Source organism: Helicobacter bilis ATCC 51630 (assembly GCF_000686565.1).
Taxonomy (GTDB): Bacteria; Campylobacterota; Campylobacteria; order Campylobacterales; family Helicobacteraceae; genus Helicobacter_A; species Helicobacter_A bilis.
This window is the reverse complement of the sequence record NZ_JMKW01000016.1, coordinates 20,620-38,963: the sequence shown is the minus strand read 5'-3', so window position 1 is coordinate 38,963 and position 18,344 is coordinate 20,620. Positions and strand designations below refer to the sequence as shown.

Here is an 18,344-nt window from a genome sequence, read left to right as displayed (position 1 = left end):
CTTCACATAACCACACACAATGAGACTCTATATACCTATTTTTCCACATCTTGCGTATATGTTGCTTGTGTGGTTTGCAAAAGCCCATCTTGCGAAATACTATCTTGTGAGATTCTATTTTGCAAATATTGCTCTTGTAAATCTTGTGTTTCTAAAGCTATGCGTAACATTTCATCAGCAATCTTTATACGCATAATACAATAACGCACGATAGCGGCAAGGAAAATAAAAAAGGCAAAAACACATACAGCAAATAATATTGCCGGAAACAAATCAGGTGTAATAAGAAAGGTAAAAGTTGCCCCAAAAAGTGCTACACCAAAGAGAAAACCACAACAAAACTCCATCGCCGCTAAAAAGCGTCTCATTTCGGTTTTATACATTGTCTTTGTAGCTTTTAATGCTCATCATCCAATAAAACAGCACTTGCCAAATATACATAAGTGAGAATCATAAATACAAATGCCTGCAATACAGCCATAAACATAAGGATTCCAAATGGTAAAAGTGGCACGACCCAAGGGACGAGCTGCAACATTACAAGTAAAAACATATCATCACCGCGTATATTCCCAAATAAACGGAATGATAGCGAGATAATACGAGAACAATGTGAGATAATCTCAACAGGGAAAAGCAATGGTGAAAGTAGCTTTATAGGACCTGCAAAATGTCCAAAATATTTACCAAAACCATTTGCCCTAATGCCTTCAAAGTGGTAGTAAAAAAACACGATTAGCGCCAAAACCAAAGTAAAGCTAATACTTGCGGTAGGTGCTTCAAATCCCGGAATCATACCTATAACATTGCAATAAAATACCAAAATGCCTATCGTCCCAGCTAAAGGAAAATATTTGCGTGCCAACTTCTCACCTAAAGAATCCTTACCAATGTAAAGCATACCGCCGATAATCCACTCATAAAAGTTCTGCATACCTGTCGGCACAGCTTGTAGCTTTCGCACAGCAAACATGCTAATGCCAATAGTTACAGCCGCACATAAAATAGTGTAAAAGATTGTAATAAACGCATGGTCGGTGCTGATTAACCCCGCAAATGTAAAGAGTCTTTCTTCCATGTCTATCCTTTTTTATAAAAACAATAAGCTGGATTCTATCTAAAAAACACTTAAGAATAGCTAAAAACTGCATATACAAGTGATGGCAAAATATTTCGCGTTAAAGCGATTTACTACAATGCCAAATATTTACCCCCACAACACAATAAGTTCCAAAATTAAAAGTTGAGCTTAACCCACCGCTACCGAAAGAAACGACTCAAACACAACCGCAACGGAAAATATAAAGGGCTTTTAGGCAGTAGATTCCAAAAATCGGCAATATGTTCCATTATGTAACGCAACTCTTAAGTAACCCTAAACTGAGTTATATCAATCCACACTACGCACGACTTCTTGACGCACGATTGAAGCATCTTTAAGGCTTAATACGCCTTGCTCTATCAAGTCTTTAATTTTTTCATTACTATATTTATTATGATTGTAGGTAACTACACATACCTCATCGCCTTCTTGCAAAAATCTAGTCTCAGCAAACTCTGTATAGCTTGTCGCACCAATAGCTATAAGTATTTTTGATGGATAATCAGCCCTTTTAATAATCTCATCAAGATTCTCTAAAACAGCATGGTCTTCTTGCGTATTGAGTTTTTTTACTATCCAATCAATCAGCTTTTGATAAAAGTAACTATAATTTGTTAGTTTCGCATTATCGCCATATTGATGGGCTTTACCATCACAGATTAAAAACGAAGTTAAGGAATAATCATCACAAATCCCACCTTTTTCAAACTTATCAATAGGAAGCCTTAAACCACAACCCTTTGAAGCGGCTGAAAAATTCTTTTTTTGACTAATCTTTGTAGCATTGCTATCATTTCGTATTGAAGTATCATCAAATGCCATGAAAAACTTTGGGATAAGCGTCTTTACCTTTCCTTGCTCATATACAACTTCACATTCAAGCCCTATTTCTGGCTCTGCTTGTGCGCGTAATCCTGTATCTTTTGGTAACAAAATCTTTTTATTATCAATGCAGTAACGCCCTAAAAATGTATTATCCTTTGGAATGTAGAATGGAAATATGCCCTTTGGTGCGCCCTCTTCATCACTTACAACATGCACGAAATCACTCGCCTCGCCCGCTTGTTCTAAATGGTTTGCAAAATTACCTGCGATACCAAATCCTAAATACTCTTTCATTGCCCTGCTCCTTACTCTAAACAAAAATAAATACTAAATTGAAGTAAAATGCAATACATAAACACATATAAGGTAATAACACCTATGCCTTATACAAGCACAAAGTATAGTCTGTAATTTATGCAAAATTGTAAAAATTCTACATATAAATTTATCTTTTTAAAATAAGTGTATATTGTGGTAACATTTTACATCATACAAAAAGCAGATATAAAAACAAATGTTTTTAGATTTTAATGCTAACAATATGCTATAATGCGGGATTTTACAAATACACGACACAAAAGGATATAAGCAATGCTATCACGCTTTTATGCGATATTAGATTCTATATTTACAAAAACTACATTTTTCAACTATCTAAAGGGCATTATGCTATGCTTTGTGCTATTGTGTATAAATCCACTTTATGCGATAGATGAGATTCCAAGCGATATTGCAAATAGTGTTTTAAATAATGATGAAAATGATGAAGCCATAACTTCAACAGATAATACAGAACAAGCAAAGATTCTAAATATCACAACGCTAACAGATATAGATAACCTAAGGGAGCAAACCCTATATGTAGGACAATACATAAGCATTACTTATCGTCTTGTGCTACTAGATGAAGCACGCATTGTTTATACAGAATTTAACCCATCGCTTGAAGCACAAGATAAAAGTGCTAAATCCCAAAGTGTGCAACCCATAAAAGAAAGCGAATGGCAAAAAGAAGGCGACTACTACACCGCGACATATACCTTTAAGATTATAAAGCCAAAGGTAGTTATCCCCTCACTTGTAGTGCATGTGCAAAATAACTATTTGCAAGATTCTATGCAAACAGATTCTATAGATCTTCAAGCACAAGCCCTAAATAAGACGCAAGGATATAGTGGCGTTGTAGCAAATAGTCTAAAAATTATTGATTACACACTTGAGAGTTACGATGATAATAACAATATGATACTGATTGAGTTGGAAGGAAATGGGAGTAATTTAGAAGATTTTAGATTGCCAAATATTAAGGACCAAGAGTTTGGTCAAGGCACGAAGTTTAGCGATGAAATTGCGCGGGTTAATGTGCTTGCTAGGATTCCAAAAGAGCTAGATTCTATAGAGTTTAGCTACTTTGATATTAATAAGCATGAGTTTATACCCTTAAGCATTAAAAATACAATCAATATAGAATCTTTTGATGATGAGATAAAAGAAGATCTTAATCCAAAAAGCTCATTTCTAAAAATTACAAACATACTACTCTTTATCTTGCTTGGAATCTTTTTATTAATCACGCTTATAAAGCGTTCATACTTTGCCGCTATTATCTCATGTTTATTGCTTGGCTTTATTGTGTATAGAATCTTTTCAAATACCTATAGTATTAAGACCTTGCCAAATGCACGAGTGCTGATACAGCCAACGCATAATTCAACAGAGCTATTTGTCATCACAAATCCAACAAAGCTTGAAGCAATAGATAAAAAGAATGACTATTATAAAGTAAATATTGATTCTAAAGTGGGTTGGATTAGCCGTAATGACACAAATAAGCGTTAGATTCTAGAAATTAAATAGAAAGGATAAATATGGAAAAATTAAGAGGTTATTTTGCTACTTTCACTATAGCACTTGGGCTTGCATGTATTATTATTGGTATTTATTTTCTAAGAAAAAGGAAGAATGGGAGATTAGCACGAAGATATTGTCAATACTTTTTCCCTGCAAATGGGCTAAAAATGGAGAAAGTAGGGGACTATGACTTAGATGCACAACTCATTGTGGTCAATCATCAAAGCGCATCAGATATTGTATGCCTTGAGGGAGATCACCCTTTAAATATTTGCTGGGTAGCAAAGAAGCAATTGGGCGAACTTCCATTTTATGGCTATGCTTTGAAATTACCTGAAATGATACTTATTGATAGAGAAGATAAAAAGGGGATTATCCAGCTTTTAAAGGAAGCAAAAGATAGACTTAGTCAAAAACGCCCTATTGTTATTTTCCCTGAAGGCACAAGGGGACCGGGAAAAAGGGCGTTTCTACCCTTTAAACCGGGAGCTAAAATCCTAGCTGAAAAGCTTAATCTAAGGGTGCAACCAATCGTATTTGTGAATACTAGAAAGGTATATGATAGCAATCCAATTAGTGTAAAATCAAATGTCGCACGAGTGGTATGTATGCCAGCTTTCACACCAGATTTTAATACAAATTGGTATGAAAAGCTTGAAAAAGATATGTTTGAAACTTATTGCAAACACTATGATGAGCTAAATCCAAATGAAGCGATAAACGATTCCACAAGCCCATCTCATATAGAATCTTTAGCTACCGCTACAGATTCTACAGATATTAGAGCGTAAGATAACCACAATCTAGTTCCTAGGAATCATAATATCCTGCAACAAACTAATATCATCACTACCGCTTGATTTATCATTGCCTAGTTTATCATTTTATTCAAGTATTATTTTAATGCTAAAAAGTATTTGAGAAATAAAAATTATACACTCAACAAAGGCGTATTATGAAATTAAATGAAGAGCAATACAAAGCATGTAATGCCCCCTTAGGGCATAATCTTGTAATAGCAAGTGCTGGGACAGGCAAAACCTCAACGATTGTAGGACGCATTGCAACTTTAATTGAGCGGGGCATTAAACCTCATGAGATTTTACTGCTTACTTTTACAAATAAAGCTTCACATGAGATGATTGAGCGAGTGGGGAAAATCTTTGATAAAACATTAGCAAATAAGATTGAAGCAGGGACATTTCATAGTGTCGCTTACCGCTATTTAAAAGAGCATAAAAAAATCACGCTTAAACAGCCACGAGAGCTAAAGATTCTATTTAAAAGCATTTATGATAGACGGCAGTTTAAGTTTGATAAAGCACCCTATTCCTATCAATATCTCTATGATTCATACTCACTTTATAAAAATAGCACAATAAACCAAAGCTATGGGGAATGGCTAAGCAATAAAAACGCAGAACAAATGGATTTTATCGATATTTATGAAGATATTTTTGATGAGTTTCAGAATCTAAAGGCAGAGTATGCTTATGCGGATTATAACGACTTATTGCTTTTATATAGAGAAGAGTTGGTGCGATTAAAAGAGAATGGCGAGATACCCTATATTGAAGTGCTATGTGATGAATATCAGGATACTAATCCCTTGCAAGATTCTATCATTCGTGCGATTTCACCACAAAGCCTTTTTTGCGTGGGAGATTATGACCAAAGCATTTATGCGTTTAATGGTGCAGATATTAGCATTATTACAAACTTTGTGGAGAATTATCCAAATGCAAATGTGTTTTCTTTGAGTAAAAATTATCGCTCAGGTAAGCACATTTTAGACCTTGCAAATAAAGTCATCTCACATAATCCCAGAATCTATCCAAAAAGCCTTGAGGTGATAAAAAGTGGCATAGCACACCTGCCCTCTGTGCTTGTGTATGAAGATATGTTTTCACAATATAGTGGTATTGCAAAGCGGATAAAAGAGATACATGAAAGAGAGGGTTTGCCCCATAATGATTTTGCTATTATTTATCGTAATAATGTCAGTGCCGATGGTCTGCAAGCAGCATTAAGAGCGCTTCATATTGGCAGTAAGAGAAAGGGGAGTGGGAGCTTTTTTGATTCTAAAGAGATTGAGTTTTTACTATGTTTATGCAGTGTGCTTACAAATGAGCGAGATATGATGAGCTACATTCATATATTAAGCCATGCAAAAGGTATTGGAAATAGCATTGCAAAAGATATTTTTGAAGCCTTAATCATTCTAGGGCATGGCAACTGCAAAAAGGGTTTATTAACACCAGATAGGACAAAAGAGTGCTATCCAAAAAAGACTATAAATAGCGGTTTGGGGCTATTTGATGACTTTTTTCGCCATGAGGAATGCTCTAGATTCAATAACCTTTTACACAAAGATTTTCACTCACACCCGCTTTTCTCACATCCTAAAATTGAACGAGAAGCAGCCTTGTTTTTTAATGATTTTTTTACTGCTTATAAGGAAAATAATGCTGTTTTCACGCCAAGGTCTCTATTACAAAATCTAATAGAAACACCACTTTATAAAAATTATACAGAATCTCTACTCAAAGATCGCTCAAAAACCAAAGATGGAAAGCAAGATGAAACACTCTATGAAGATTCTAAAAAAAGGCTATTATCGCGTCTTAATATCCTGTGTAATATCAGTGAAAACTACTCAAATATTCAGTCCTTTTTAAATGCAATGGTGCTTGGTGGTAGTGATATAAATGAGGAAGATGGGGTAAATCTTTTAAGCGTGCATGCGAGTAAAGGATTGGAGTTTTCATGTGTATTTGTAGTGGATTTAATGGATGGTAGATTCCCAAATCATAAGCTTGCAGCAAGGGGTGGAAGCATTGAAGAAGAAAGACGACTTTTTTATGTAGCTTTAACTAGGGCAAAAGAGTATCTCTATCTCTCTTATGCAAAGCAAGATAGCAAAACCTCATATAAGCCATCAGCTTTTTTATTTGAAGGGGGATTATTGAACAAGCAAGATTTTGCATGAATGTAGTTACCATATTATTACTTCGTCTAAAATAATTCTCACAATATTTTCATTTCTAAATTGATAAACAAAAAAATGCTTTTTAGAATCTTATAATATAGATTCCATGTTGTAGGGCGTAAATGTGGATAATCTGAGTTAGATGGAATATGGAATGTAGATATATGTATTTTGTCTTACTTAGAATCTAAAACACATATTTCGTAACTCTTCGTAACTCTATGTAAAATTATCTTGTAAAAGTATTTTGCATTGTATCTTTGGTTATGCTAGTCTTATACAATAACGCTTACAAAGGCTATCACTATGACTTAGATTTGTTGTAAATAGCCCGTATTCTAGGTTGAAAGGAACTTTATGCAAGTAAATATTGCAAAAAACTATATTTTAGGCGTCGTGGCAGTAGCCTTGCTTGCTTTCTTAAGCATTGCTATTGTTAGAATCCCCTCCATTGCTGCCCTTTCTCTTTCACCACTTATTATTGGAATCTTGCTTGGGGTTTTACTCTCATTTGTTTATCACAAAAAACAAGATTCTATTGGGCTTGGCGTAACTTTTAGTGCAAAAAAGATACTTCGCTTTGGAATTATCCTGTATGGCTTTAATGTCTCAATAGCAGAGATTGGGGAAGTGGGCTTTATCGGCATTGCGGCGTGTGTGTTTGTCGTGGTTTGTATCATGGGGCTTGGTGTGTGGATTGGCATGAAGTGGCTGAAGCTTGATAGAGATATTGCGATTTTAGTTAGTGGTGGTAGTGCGATTTGTGGGGCAGCGGCAATCCTTGCTTTAGAATCTTCTTTGAAATCAGAAGCCTATAAGGGCGTTATTGCTGTTGGCACTGTGGTAATCTTTGGTTTAATCGCGATGTTTGCCTATCCCATTTTGTATGCAAGCGGCATTATCCCATTCACACACACGCAAGAGGGGCTATACATCGGCTTAACCCTACATGAAGTCGCAAATGTCGTTGGTGCCGGTGGGGCTATCAGTGATGAATGTGCGAATTTTGCCCTTATCACAAAAATGATACGCGTAATACTGCTTATACCCCTGCTTTTAATTGTCCCTATGCTATGCAGTAAAACTCAAGATGGTGGTGGTAAGAAGCTGCATATCCCATGGTTTGCGTTTGGATTTTTGGGTGTGGTTATCCTGCATTCTTATGTGGATTTTTCGGATAATATTGTTATGGCGTGTAAGTTTGTATCGGCATTTTGTCTCACTATGGCTATGAGTGCTTTGGGTTTGCAGATTGATTTTAAGAAGTTTAAATCCGCTGGTGGTGGGGCTTTCATGCTTGCTTTTATACTATTTATTCTGCTTTGTATTGGCGGCTTTTTTCTTGTGTATGGGCTAACAAAACTTGGGTATTTTTAGATTCCAAATTTTTATGTTTGCATTGTTGGACTCTATATTTTAAAATGTTTGTTGGGATAATAGACAAGTTTCCCAATCAATACACAAAAACCTATCGTATTACTTTGGTTGTAGGAATGATGGGGATATAAGAAAACTTTGAAAACTTTACATAAAAATGAAAAAATGTAAATTTTGTAAAGGCTATTGATGAGTTAAGAGATTAGCATAATCATCGGTAATTTAGCAGCAGAAAAATATCTACCCTTTATCCTCTCATCTAACAAATATTATTATTTCTACTATTTTTGTAATCTTTTCGAAATCTCTGTTGCAATGGTATAAGCATCATTCATAGCTAGGGCAATAGAGCCGCCATTTTTGAAAAGAATATCACCGACTACAAAGAGATTAGCGATATTGCTTTCTTTGACTTCATTGCATTGTGCTACGCCATTAGAATCTAGCTCTATACCGCATTTCTTTAGAAAATCCACAGGCACAACGCCACCAATAGCATACACAATCCTATCAAAAACACCCACGCTTTCATCACTAAAGGTTACTTCTAGCTTAGAATCTTTATCGCTAACTGCAATAATATCAATGCCAAACTTTGATATTAAGCCATTTTGCAAACTCTTTTCAAGTTCCCTTGCATTCTCATCATTAATGCGATTAAATTCCTTACGGCGATAGTTTAGCGTTGTTTTTGTCATCGCATTTAGGGCAATGGCGTATTCAACCGCAGAGTTACCACCACCAACGACTAAGATCTCTTCACCCGCCACACAATCATTGACATTGAAGTTAATCTTTTTACGCAAACTTGTAGGCAGTGGATAGCTCGGCTTATTTGGCTTACCCATTTTTCCGATACCAATAATCACATGCTTTGTGCGAAATTCCACATTATTTGTAGTCCTTACGATAAACATAGAATCTTTTTTGCTGACATTATCGACTTCATGTTGCAGTTTTATCCCAACGCTATTTTCATCTAAAAGTTTTGAGAAAAGCTCCAGTGTGCTTTCCTTATTACCATCGCTAAAGGGTATATGCCCAGCAAGTGTTACCACCTGCCCCTTATAATCCTTATCAACACGCTTTCCATCTTTGTAATACTCGCGTATCATCGCAGAAATATTATCTGTTTTCTCAAGCAGCACAATATTTTCAATACCCATCTTTTTACACTCAATCGCACTCGCGATACCACCGGGTCCAGCCCCAACTATTACAACATCATAGATTTTCATGTTTTTTATCCTTTTTATCTTGTTTTGCCATGTTATTTAGGTCGCTAACATTATCAAAAAGCACACCACGCATCATTTTTTCTTTATCATCAAACTGCCCACTTCTTAGCCCCCATAAAAAAGCAACTAAGCCTAAAAATCCCATACATAGTGATACGCCAAGCATCAGCATGACAACCCAACTACTCATAGAATCTCCCTTTTGTAAAACAATGTGAAGCACGATTATAACGAACATTTTTTAAGAAAATTACAATCATTATGTTTTTATATACACAAATAGTAACTATATGCAATAAAATGTGTTTCTTTTAAACTCACTTATAAAATCATGGAATCTAAATAACGCTAGATTCTATTCTAAAGATATGATTACACAAACACCTTTATATTTTCATTATCATAAATTTTTGATACACGCTTCTAAACCACTTTTACATAAAATCCTGCACAATAAGCCCAATATTTACACCCAGAATCTCTTTTTGCAGTAAATCTCCATATAATGCTTTTGCTCCATTGACTAAATCAGGGCTGCTTACACCATGTGCGATAGAAATGCGCGCTTCAAGAAAGGCGGTTAATTTATCGCAAAATTTTAGCAACTCCCCACATATAGGCTGAAATTTATCATGATTATATTGAGTTAAAAGCTGATTTATATCACTAGCAAATATCACTTTATCATGTTCTTTATAGCGATTTGCAAACTCATCTTCAGTCCAATAGATAAGGTCATTGCGGATAAAATGCGGAAGTTTGCTTAGAATCTTTGCCTCCATTTCTTCTTTTTCAATACCTTTTATAAAAGAGTCGAGCCCTTTTACAGACCGCTTTATCGGCGAGATAATATCCCTTGTCAAAACTTCAGGCAAATCATGGAAAAGCCCGCCAAAAAAGTGATTAATCTGCATTTTCTCACATACACCAAGATTCACACTCAAAAGATACGCACAAATTGCCACCATTAGCATGTGTCCTAAGACTGAAGTCTGCGGGATACGCGGCGTTTGACTCCATCTCTTTTGGAATCTAAGCTCTGCAAACATGCCAACAAGCTCTTTTATATCTTGATAGAGATAGAGATTTCTCATACCTACTAAATCATAAAAGCTCTCTGTTTGAGAATCTATAATTGCCTTAATATTCTCAATATCATAGAGTTTTGGATTAAAATGATAGATAATATCAAACTCCCATTTAGACGCATAAAAATGTGCTGCTTGTAAAATCTTTGTCTCTAAATCATCATTTTTTTCAGCAAGATAACTCTGCATTGAGTGAAAAAAGTCAAACCCCTGCAATTCATTTGCAAGGCTTTGTGCTACAAACGCTGCTAACTCTTTGCCATGCGCACTCTTTAGCTTATGAAATACAGGCGGTTTAATATCTGTTAGCACAATGCGTTCAAAAAACTCAAATAAAAATTGTCGTATTAGCTTTGTGTAATTAATGCTTCTGCCTTCATTTTCTTCATACTTTGCAAAGATATAGGCAAGGATTACCTTATGTGCTTGTTTATCTAGCTCTACAAAGTCAAGCGGCACGGCTTTATCATTCCACCTTCTAATAGATGCACTTGTAAAAATTCTCTCTAAAAGCTTTTTATTTAAATGTGAGGTTTGCTGCATAACAATCCTTTATAGAAAATCCCTTAATTTTTGCTTATTAAAATCCGGATAATCCATAATTGATAATGGAATCTGTGCGGCAAACTTTGTCTCTGTATTAAAAATAATAGGAAAAAGATAGTTAATCTCTGAAGATTCTAAAGGGCTATTTAAATCAAGCGGACAATATACAAGCAATTTGCTCTTTTTTGTAATATGTAAAATGAGTGTCAAATACTCTGGTATCATAAAGGAATAATCGCGTAATTTATAAGGATTCACAAGGGCTAATACCATAGGCTCACTCTCTTTTGCTTTCTCTTTTTCTTGCGTTATCTCTCTATCTTGTTTTATCTGCATAGGTGCGATGAGATTTTTTAGGCTATCTAAATTTGAGTTTAGGGCTAGTTTATCTTCAAGTGAGCAATTTCTTTGCTCTTGCAAGGCAGCTGCATTAAAGAAATCATCATTGTGCTGTGTTGTGTTATTATGCTTTGCTTTTAGATGCTTTGATAGTATTTGTGTGTTTTGCTTTTGTGTGTGTAAAATAGCGTCATTAATATCTTTTTGTGTGGTTTGCACATTTGCTTTTTGATTGTATTTTTTTATGGCTTCATCATCTGCATAGTTCATTGATAAGCTTTTTTTGCTTAAAAGATTCAATCCTTTCACATGGGAGGCAAATAGCCCTTGATTTTGCTCACCGCTTGTATTAGTCTGTGGATAAAGCATTTTTGCAAACACAGAATCTATTTTCTCTAAAATTACTTCATGATTATCTTGGCAAATCACTCTGTGTGCGTTATTGATATTTGATTTTAAAAGATATTTGTTCTTCATATAAGTTCCATATATGCGTTTTATCAACATGCAGTAAAGCAAAATGTGTGCCTTATGTGTAAAGTTTCCGTGTTTCTTGTGGTCTAAAAATATTGCTTTAACAAGTTGTATTAAATCTAAGTGATGAGCGTATTGAGTGAAAGATAGGGTAAAAAATACTAAAATCTCTAAAATAGATAAATTACCACAGGGCATTGCAATTGGACTTTTCCTGCGTTTTTTATTTCATCTTTATGTCAATGGGACAAAAATTGAAACTTATGATAAAGATAAAATTCCTAGAAATAATAATGAGTGGCAATACAAATAGAGTCATAATCACGCAAACAAACGACAAGATAGCACAATTTGATCAAACAAAATATGCACTTTGCATAAGCTATGGCTATTAAGATGCTACATCATCTCATGAAAATTTTACCATGAAGATTCTTATTATTCCGTTTTTCCAATGTAAATTTTAACATCAAGGGTATTATCCCTATGTGCTGTTGCATTGACTACGATATGTGGTGTTTTTGCATATTGTTTCATGAGATTTGCAATATCTTTTTTTAGGTTATCAAGATAGGTAATCTGCAAACCTCTTTCATTCATTAACACATTATTTAGTCTATTTTTTGCAAGTGTGGCGGTGCCACTACTTTCACTTTTGTTTCTAAAAAGAAATAACATAATAACCCCCTAAAAACCAAAAAATTTCTTTAAATTACTGATAAAACCATTTGATTGCTTAAAGGTTTCAAATGGCACTTCTTCCCCTAAGATTCTACGCGAGATTCTCTCATAAGCTAAACCACTCTCTGTTTTTGAAAAAATAGTTGGCTCACCGCTATTTGTAGCCCCAATCACCTTTTCATCTTCTGGCACGATACCAATCAAAGGCAAGGCTAAGATCTGCAAAACATCATCGCATGATAGCATGTCTTGTTTTGCGACTAATTCTGGTCGCAAACGATTTACAATAATATGTTTTTCTAGCTCACTGCCTTGCTTTGCCTTATCACTTTTAGAATCTATGATTCCAACAACACGATCGCTATCTCTTACTGAGCTAACTTCAGGTGTTACCACAATGATCGCCCTATCAGCCCAAAATATCGTATGCTCAAAACCACTCTCAATACCTGCAGGGCTATCAAGCAAAATATAATCAAACTCTAGTTTCAGCTTCTCAAGCAACTCTTTGACCTTATCCTTATCAAGTATTGTTTTATCTTTTGTTTGGCTTGCGGGTAGAAAGTAGAGATTTTTTGCCCTTTTGTGATTGACTATGGCTTGAGAAAGATTGCATTTATTCTCCATCACATCGATCACATCATAGACAATGCGGCGTTCAAGTCCAAGTATCATGTCAAGATTCCGCAAGCCAATATCAAAATCTACTGCAATGACTTTTTTACCACTCTCACTTAAACCAACACCGATATTTGCAGTAGCAGTAGATTTGCCAACACCACCTTTACCTGAAGTGATAGCGATAACAATGCCTTGCTTGTTTCCCATTTATGCCCTTTCGTCTTGCTGTGTATTATTGAAAAATGTATTCTAACCAAACTTTTAAGGCTTTATATAAATTAATATGAAACTTTGAAAAATATTGTAACTTGACAAACGCTTAAAATATGTTAGCTTATAGCTTGTGTTATAGAATCTTTTTGGAATGTATAATGACTAGATTCTACATAATTTGGGTTAATCTCTTTATATTGTTTTAGAATCTATTATTTGGGTTTGATAGGATAGCATTTTTAGAGCTTTCTAATAATGCTTCTTCTTCGTTTGATTTTATCTCTTGTGTTTTGGTTTCATCAAAATCTTGCATTGCATTTGATTGCCCAAAGATATTTAACTCTAACACATTCATCGCATTCATAAATACGCATATATCACGCACAGCACTATTATTTACCGGGATAGTAATCTGTATAATACTTGCAAAAGGGATAACAACAAGACTTGGAAAGTTATCCTTACCAAAGCCTGCTTCAAATGACATATCATCTTGCCATATTTCAATGCTTTCAAAGGTAAAACCTGCAAGTATAAAATCTATAATAGGGTGAAATTGGCTTGAAATCTCTTCGGGTAATTCCGGGTCAAACTGCACTCTATGCCGACTACACTGCACAGAAAAATGGATATTTTGACTGATAAGTAGTTGTATAATTTCTCTTGCATGTTTTGCAAGCATGGGTTTTAGATCTTTATTTTGCATTGACTTCCTTTATTTGCAATAGCCTAAGATTATACAAAAAATATGCTAAGAACGATACTTAAGCTTAAATATTCCCTGCTTTCATTTCTACCATCATTTTATCAAATGCTTCTTTAGTTCCCGGTCTCACAGGCTGCATTAAACTCACAAGAATGATAGCAATACTCGCACATACAAAGCCCGGCACAATCTCATAAATAGGAAAATATGTGTAAAAGAAGTTATTATGCAATACCACGACTACCGCACCAGTTATCATACCAGCAATAGCACCCATTCTAGTCATTCGCCGCCAAAATAAAGAAAATAGCATAACACTACCAAAACTCGCACCAAATCCAGCCCAAGCATACGCCACAATGCTAAGAATGCTAGAATCTTTATTTGTAGAGATGAAAAACGCAACAAATGACACGACTAAAACACTTGCTCTACTAAAAAACATAACCTGCTTTGGTGTCGCATCAGTCTTTAGAATCTTTTTGTAAAAATCTTCTGCCACAGTTGAAGCAGATACTAAAAGCTGACTACTCGCTGTGCTCATAATCGCAGCAAGCAAGGCAGAAAGTAAGATTCCAGTAACCCATGGATTAAAAAGCGTTTGGGACATAATGATAAATATCTTTTCAGGATCGCTAAAACTTATATCAAACTTTGTAGCATAAGCTAAGCCCAACATACCCACAAAACACGCACCAATAAGGCTTATAATCATCCATGACATACCTATGATAGTCGCTGTTGGAATGTCCTTTGTAGAGCGGATAGACATGAAACGCACAATAATATGTGGCTGTCCAAAATAGCCAAGCCCCCAAGCAATAGCAGATATTACACTAAGCAGCGTAACCCCTTGAAAGAAAGAAAAATGTGCTTTTTCTTCCATAGAGGCAGTAATAGCAGAATCTATGCTAGAAAGCAAGGATTGAATCTTTTTATCAACATCTTTTGGTGGATTTGAGAGAGTTGCATTTATGTCATTTGCTTCATTTGCAAGTGTGCTAAAGTCTTTAGTGTTATTGCTGATTTCACTTAGCGTATTTAAAGATTCTATAAGCATGGGTAGATTCTGCTTGATAGTATCAATATCTTTATTGTTTTGTGCTTGTTTGATTTCATCTAAAATTGTATTGACATCGGTATCAAGGTATTGTTGTGTTTTTAGCACTCTTTCATTATGGACTTCATCACTTTTTTGTATATAGCTTTTTGCCTCGCTTAAGCCACCGATTTGATTTAGCATAACAATAGGCACTACAATTAAGGCTAACATCATAAGCACACCTTGCAAAAGATCAGTCCAGCAAACCGCCAAATATCCACCAAAAAAAGTATAAATAACGATAATTCCAGCACCAATCATAAGTGATATTTGATAATCAATATGGAAAGTTTGCTCAAAAAGTTTTGCCCCAGCAATAAGCCCAGATGAGATATAAAACACAAAAAACACAAGGATAACAATCGCTGAAATAAGTCGCAAAATATGCTTATCATCAGAGAATCTTGTCTCAAAATAATCCGGGATAGTGATTGAATTATCAATGACTTCTGTATAGATTCTAAGTCTTTTTGCCACAAAAAGCCAGTTTAAAAACATGCCAATGCTAAGCCCAATGGCAATCCATGCGTTTAAAAGCCCTGCAACATACAATGCCCCGGGCAGACCCATAAGTAGCCAACTACTCATATCAGACGCCCCAGCAGATAAGGCACTCACCGCTGGACCCATACTTCTTCCACCAAGGAAAAATTCTTCAGGATTTTTTGTCTTTCGCCAAAAATATAATCCAATACCTATCATTACCACAGCATATAAGCCAAAAGTAGCAAAAATAGGGAAGCCTAGACTTTGCACTTCAAGTGTATTCATAATATCTCCTATATAAAGTTAATTTTCATGGCATTAAGACTTCATAATAGTATAAGTTGTTAAATCTGTTTCTATTTGTCTTCGAAAAAAGTGGATTAAATACAATAAGTAACATTTATACAGAATCTAAAGTGAATGTATAACGCAGAAACATGATTAAAAATATGAATAAAATCTTTCTTATGGAGTCCTTGAGTGGTTAGAAACTCTATATAACCAAATGAAGTTATATAAAATACATATTAAGACTAAACACATTATTTTTGCGTTCTACCACATATCCTATATACAAAATGCACGATAGGCGTTAAGATTCCATATTGATGAGTGCGTAAAATGCGTGAGAGATAATCGCCTATGCTTTGCACACATTGCACCATGATAATTAGCACAATCACGCAGGAATACAATACATCAAGTCTAGAATCATAAAAGCCATACTTAATAGCCAAGTCGCCTAAACCACCACCACCAACGCTACCAGCCATAGCAGAAAAGCCGATAATCGCAATAATTGCGATTGTAGCAGCATTAATGAGTGAAGGAAGAGATTCTGCTATCATCATAAAGATTACTTCTAGCTTACTCGCTCCCATGCTTAAAGTCGCCTCTATTATGCCATGATTGACTTCCTCTAATGCCCCCTCAAAAAGTCTCGCTACAAATGGTATAGCAGCAATAGATAAGGCAAAAGAAGCCGCATCAGGTCCTATACTAGTCCCAATTAGCATTTTTGAGATAGGCAGCAAGGCAACGATTAGCACAATAAAAGGAAACGATCGTATAGTATTTACTATCATGCCTAGAATCTTATTAAAAGTTGGCGCACTTAAAAGAGAGTTTTTTTTGGTAATAGTAAGAATCACACCTAAAGGAAGCCCAAATAAGATTGTAAAAAAGCTTGATAAAAACACCATATATAATGTCTCAAATGTGCCTTCCATAAGTAAATCTATCACATCAAATATTCTTGCCGCAGTATCTTCATCACTAAAAAGTAGATAGCAAAGCACTTGTAGTGATGAGCTGACTTCATCATCACTTAAGGCTTGTGGTAGTTGAAAAAAGTTTAGAATCCATGGTTGTGTCTCTTCCATATTTATCCCTTATTAGTCTTTTGTTTTAGAATCTTTTATTATAGAATCTTGTGGCAATACAGAATCTTGTATATCTTTAGCCTTACTCTTAACTAAATCTTGCAAAGATTCTATAATTAAGCCCTTACTTCTTAGATACTCAATCGCTCTCTCTCTTGCTTGTAGGTCATCACCAAAATCAACGATTAAATGCCCCACTTCAGCCGTTGCAAGCGCTTCAATATTACCCGCTAAAATATTTACATTTACATTAAATTCTCTAATAATTTCAGCGATTAAAGGCTCGTGGATATATTCGCCAACAAATGAGATTTTATACGCATTCTTATGTGATTTTTGCAAGATCTCTTCTTGTGATAATGCAGGGAGAAAAGAGATTAATTCTTTTGTTACTTCATGCTTTGGATTTGCAAAGATTTGTTCGACTTGCCCTTCTTCTACAATCACGCCATTACTCATCACACACATGCTATTACAAATTGATCGCACCACTTCTATTTGGTGCGTAATCATAACAATGGTTAATCCAAGCTTCCTTTGTATATCCTGCAAAAGTTGCAAGATAGATTGCGTAGTTTTAGTGTCAAGCGCACTCGTAGCTTCATCGCATAATAGAATCTTTGGGTGATTTGCCAATGCTCTTGCTATGGCTATCCTTTGTTTCTGTCCGCCACTTAGCTGATTTGGATAAAAGTCTGCTTTATCTTCTAAGCCCACTAACTCTAAAAGCTCACTCACACGCGATCTAATATCAGTCTTTTTCCACTTCGCTATCTCTAAGGCAAAGGCTACATTGCCAAATACATTTCTAGAATCTAAAAGATTAAAATGCTGAAAAATCATGCCTATTTTTTGCCTTGCTTTTTGCAGACTAGATTCCTTTAGTGTTAAGATATTTGTCCCATCGATTATTACTTCACCTGTGCTTGGTGTTTCTAACTTGTTTATAAGACGCACGAGTGTGGATTTCCCCGCACCAGAATAGCCGATAATCCCCATAATATCCCCCTTTTTTACTTGAAGATTTAAGGGCTTAATCGCTTGGAATCCATTCGCATAAGTCTTTGTAATATTTTTTAGTATAATCACTTTTTACCTTAATCGCTTTAATTCTGTTTTTATAGGGTCTTAAATACAATAAATAAAAGCTGGAATAATAGCATATTTTTATAAATACGATATGTAATTATTATTTTTTATCTCGTTTTAGCTAAAATTTATTTTACCATTAAAAATAATAATGAGTGAAATTTGTAGAATTTTGGAATCTTTACTAGAATATTTTGTGCAATAAAACTACATAAAAATTGTCATTAATATGTTA

At 35.0% G+C, this 18,344-nt stretch carries 17 protein-coding genes and 2 pseudogenes; 5 read left to right on the top strand and 14 right to left on the bottom strand.

What is annotated here, in order from left to right:
• Positions 1-35 precede the first annotated feature (35 nt).
• From T368_RS0104380 to T368_RS0104370, 3 genes are all read right to left on the bottom strand, one after another.
• Positions 36-383, bottom strand: coding sequence for a hypothetical protein (locus tag T368_RS0104380; protein ID WP_004088561.1), 348 nt, complete (start codon positions 381-383; stop codon positions 36-38).
• Between the two features lie 14 nt (positions 384-397).
• On the bottom strand, positions 398-1,078 hold the full coding sequence (locus tag T368_RS0104375) for a F0F1 ATP synthase subunit A (protein ID WP_004088563.1): 681 nt from the start codon (positions 1,076-1,078) through the stop codon (positions 398-400).
• A gap of 312 nt (positions 1,079-1,390) precedes the next feature.
• Positions 1,391-2,221, bottom strand: coding sequence for a DUF5718 family protein (locus T368_RS0104370; RefSeq protein ID WP_005217245.1), 831 nt, complete (start codon positions 2,219-2,221; stop codon positions 1,391-1,393).
• Between the two features lie 297 nt (positions 2,222-2,518).
• On the opposite strand from T368_RS0104370, the gene T368_RS0104365 reads away from it, so the two are divergent.
• The 4 genes from T368_RS0104365 to T368_RS0104350 all read left to right on the top strand — a co-directional run bounded on the left by T368_RS0104365 (position 2,519) and on the right by T368_RS0104350 (position 8,144).
• Complete coding sequence (locus tag T368_RS0104365) at positions 2,519-3,766, top strand: hypothetical protein (protein ID WP_004088565.1); 1,248 nt, start codon at positions 2,519-2,521, stop codon at positions 3,764-3,766.
• A 29-nt stretch (positions 3,767-3,795) separates the two neighbouring features.
• Positions 3,796-4,569 carry a lysophospholipid acyltransferase family protein gene (locus T368_RS0104360; protein WP_004088566.1) on the top strand — a complete coding sequence of 258 codons (774 nt, stop codon included), beginning with the start codon at positions 3,796-3,798 and terminating at the stop codon, positions 4,567-4,569.
• A gap of 164 nt (positions 4,570-4,733) precedes the next feature.
• Positions 4,734-6,767 (top strand): ATP-dependent helicase, encoded by a 2,034-nt coding sequence (locus T368_RS0104355; protein ID WP_004088567.1) that lies wholly within the window; start codon positions 4,734-4,736, stop codon positions 6,765-6,767.
• Positions 6,768-7,124: 357 nt separating this feature from the next.
• Positions 7,125-8,144: a YeiH family protein gene (locus T368_RS0104350; protein WP_004088568.1), complete on the top strand. Its 1,020-nt coding sequence runs from the start codon at positions 7,125-7,127 to the stop codon at positions 8,142-8,144.
• A gap of 281 nt (positions 8,145-8,425) precedes the next feature.
• Here the strand turns inward: T368_RS0104350 and T368_RS0104345 are convergent, their stop codons facing one another.
• From T368_RS0104345 to fliW, 4 genes are all read right to left on the bottom strand, one after another.
• A complete protein-coding gene (locus tag T368_RS0104345; protein WP_004088569.1) occupies positions 8,426-9,382 on the bottom strand; it encodes an NAD(P)-binding domain-containing protein in 957 nt (318 codons plus the stop codon).
• The gene (gene ccoS, locus T368_RS0104340; protein WP_004088570.1) at positions 9,369-9,572 is read right to left on the bottom strand and encodes a cbb3-type cytochrome oxidase assembly protein CcoS; all 204 of its coding nucleotides are present in this window, start codon (positions 9,570-9,572) and stop codon (positions 9,369-9,371) included. The genes T368_RS0104345 and ccoS overlap by 14 nt, the downstream gene beginning before the upstream one ends.
• Before the next feature lie 244 nt (positions 9,573-9,816).
• Entirely contained in the window at positions 9,817-11,013 is a 1,197-nt protein-coding gene (locus T368_RS0104335) for an HD domain-containing protein (RefSeq protein ID WP_004088571.1), read from the bottom strand.
• 9 nt (positions 11,014-11,022) lie between these two features.
• A complete protein-coding gene (gene fliW, locus T368_RS14840; RefSeq protein WP_004088574.1) occupies positions 11,023-11,832 on the bottom strand; it encodes a flagellar assembly protein FliW in 810 nt (269 codons plus the stop codon).
• A gap of 136 nt (positions 11,833-11,968) precedes the next feature.
• Between fliW and T368_RS15870 the strand changes: the two genes are divergently transcribed.
• On the top strand, positions 11,969-12,142 hold the full coding sequence (locus T368_RS15870) for a hypothetical protein (RefSeq protein WP_004088576.1): 174 nt from the start codon (positions 11,969-11,971) through the stop codon (positions 12,140-12,142).
• Positions 12,143-12,267: 125 nt separating this feature from the next.
• On the opposite strand, the gene T368_RS0104315 is transcribed toward T368_RS15870, so the two are convergent.
• From T368_RS0104315 to T368_RS0104290, 7 genes and pseudogenes are all read right to left on the bottom strand, one after another.
• Complete coding sequence (locus T368_RS0104315; protein WP_004088578.1) at positions 12,268-12,507, bottom strand: cell division topological specificity factor MinE; 240 nt, start codon at positions 12,505-12,507, stop codon at positions 12,268-12,270.
• Positions 12,508-12,516: 9 nt separating this feature from the next.
• Positions 12,517-13,338, bottom strand: a complete 822-nt coding sequence (minD, locus tag T368_RS0104310) for a septum site-determining protein MinD (RefSeq protein ID WP_004088580.1) — start codon at positions 13,336-13,338, stop codon at positions 12,517-12,519.
• 208 nt (positions 13,339-13,546) lie between these two features.
• The gene (locus tag T368_RS0104305; RefSeq protein ID WP_004088582.1) at positions 13,547-14,050 is read right to left on the bottom strand and encodes a hypothetical protein; all 504 of its coding nucleotides are present in this window, start codon (positions 14,048-14,050) and stop codon (positions 13,547-13,549) included.
• A gap of 64 nt (positions 14,051-14,114) precedes the next feature.
• Positions 14,115-14,915: pseudogene (locus T368_RS17290) on the bottom strand (sodium:solute symporter family transporter); the annotation flags it as partial.
• A 321-nt stretch (positions 14,916-15,236) separates the two neighbouring features.
• Positions 15,237-15,923: pseudogene (locus T368_RS17285) on the bottom strand (sodium:solute symporter family transporter); the annotation flags it as partial.
• 257 nt (positions 15,924-16,180) lie between these two features.
• The gene (locus tag T368_RS13230; protein WP_051053870.1) at positions 16,181-16,867 is read right to left on the bottom strand and encodes a methionine ABC transporter permease; all 687 of its coding nucleotides are present in this window, start codon (positions 16,865-16,867) and stop codon (positions 16,181-16,183) included.
• A 165-nt stretch (positions 16,868-17,032) separates the two neighbouring features.
• Positions 17,033-18,109 carry a methionine ABC transporter ATP-binding protein gene (locus T368_RS0104290; RefSeq protein WP_004088588.1) on the bottom strand — a complete coding sequence of 359 codons (1,077 nt, stop codon included), beginning with the start codon at positions 18,107-18,109 and terminating at the stop codon, positions 17,033-17,035.
• Positions 18,110-18,344 lie beyond the last annotated feature (235 nt).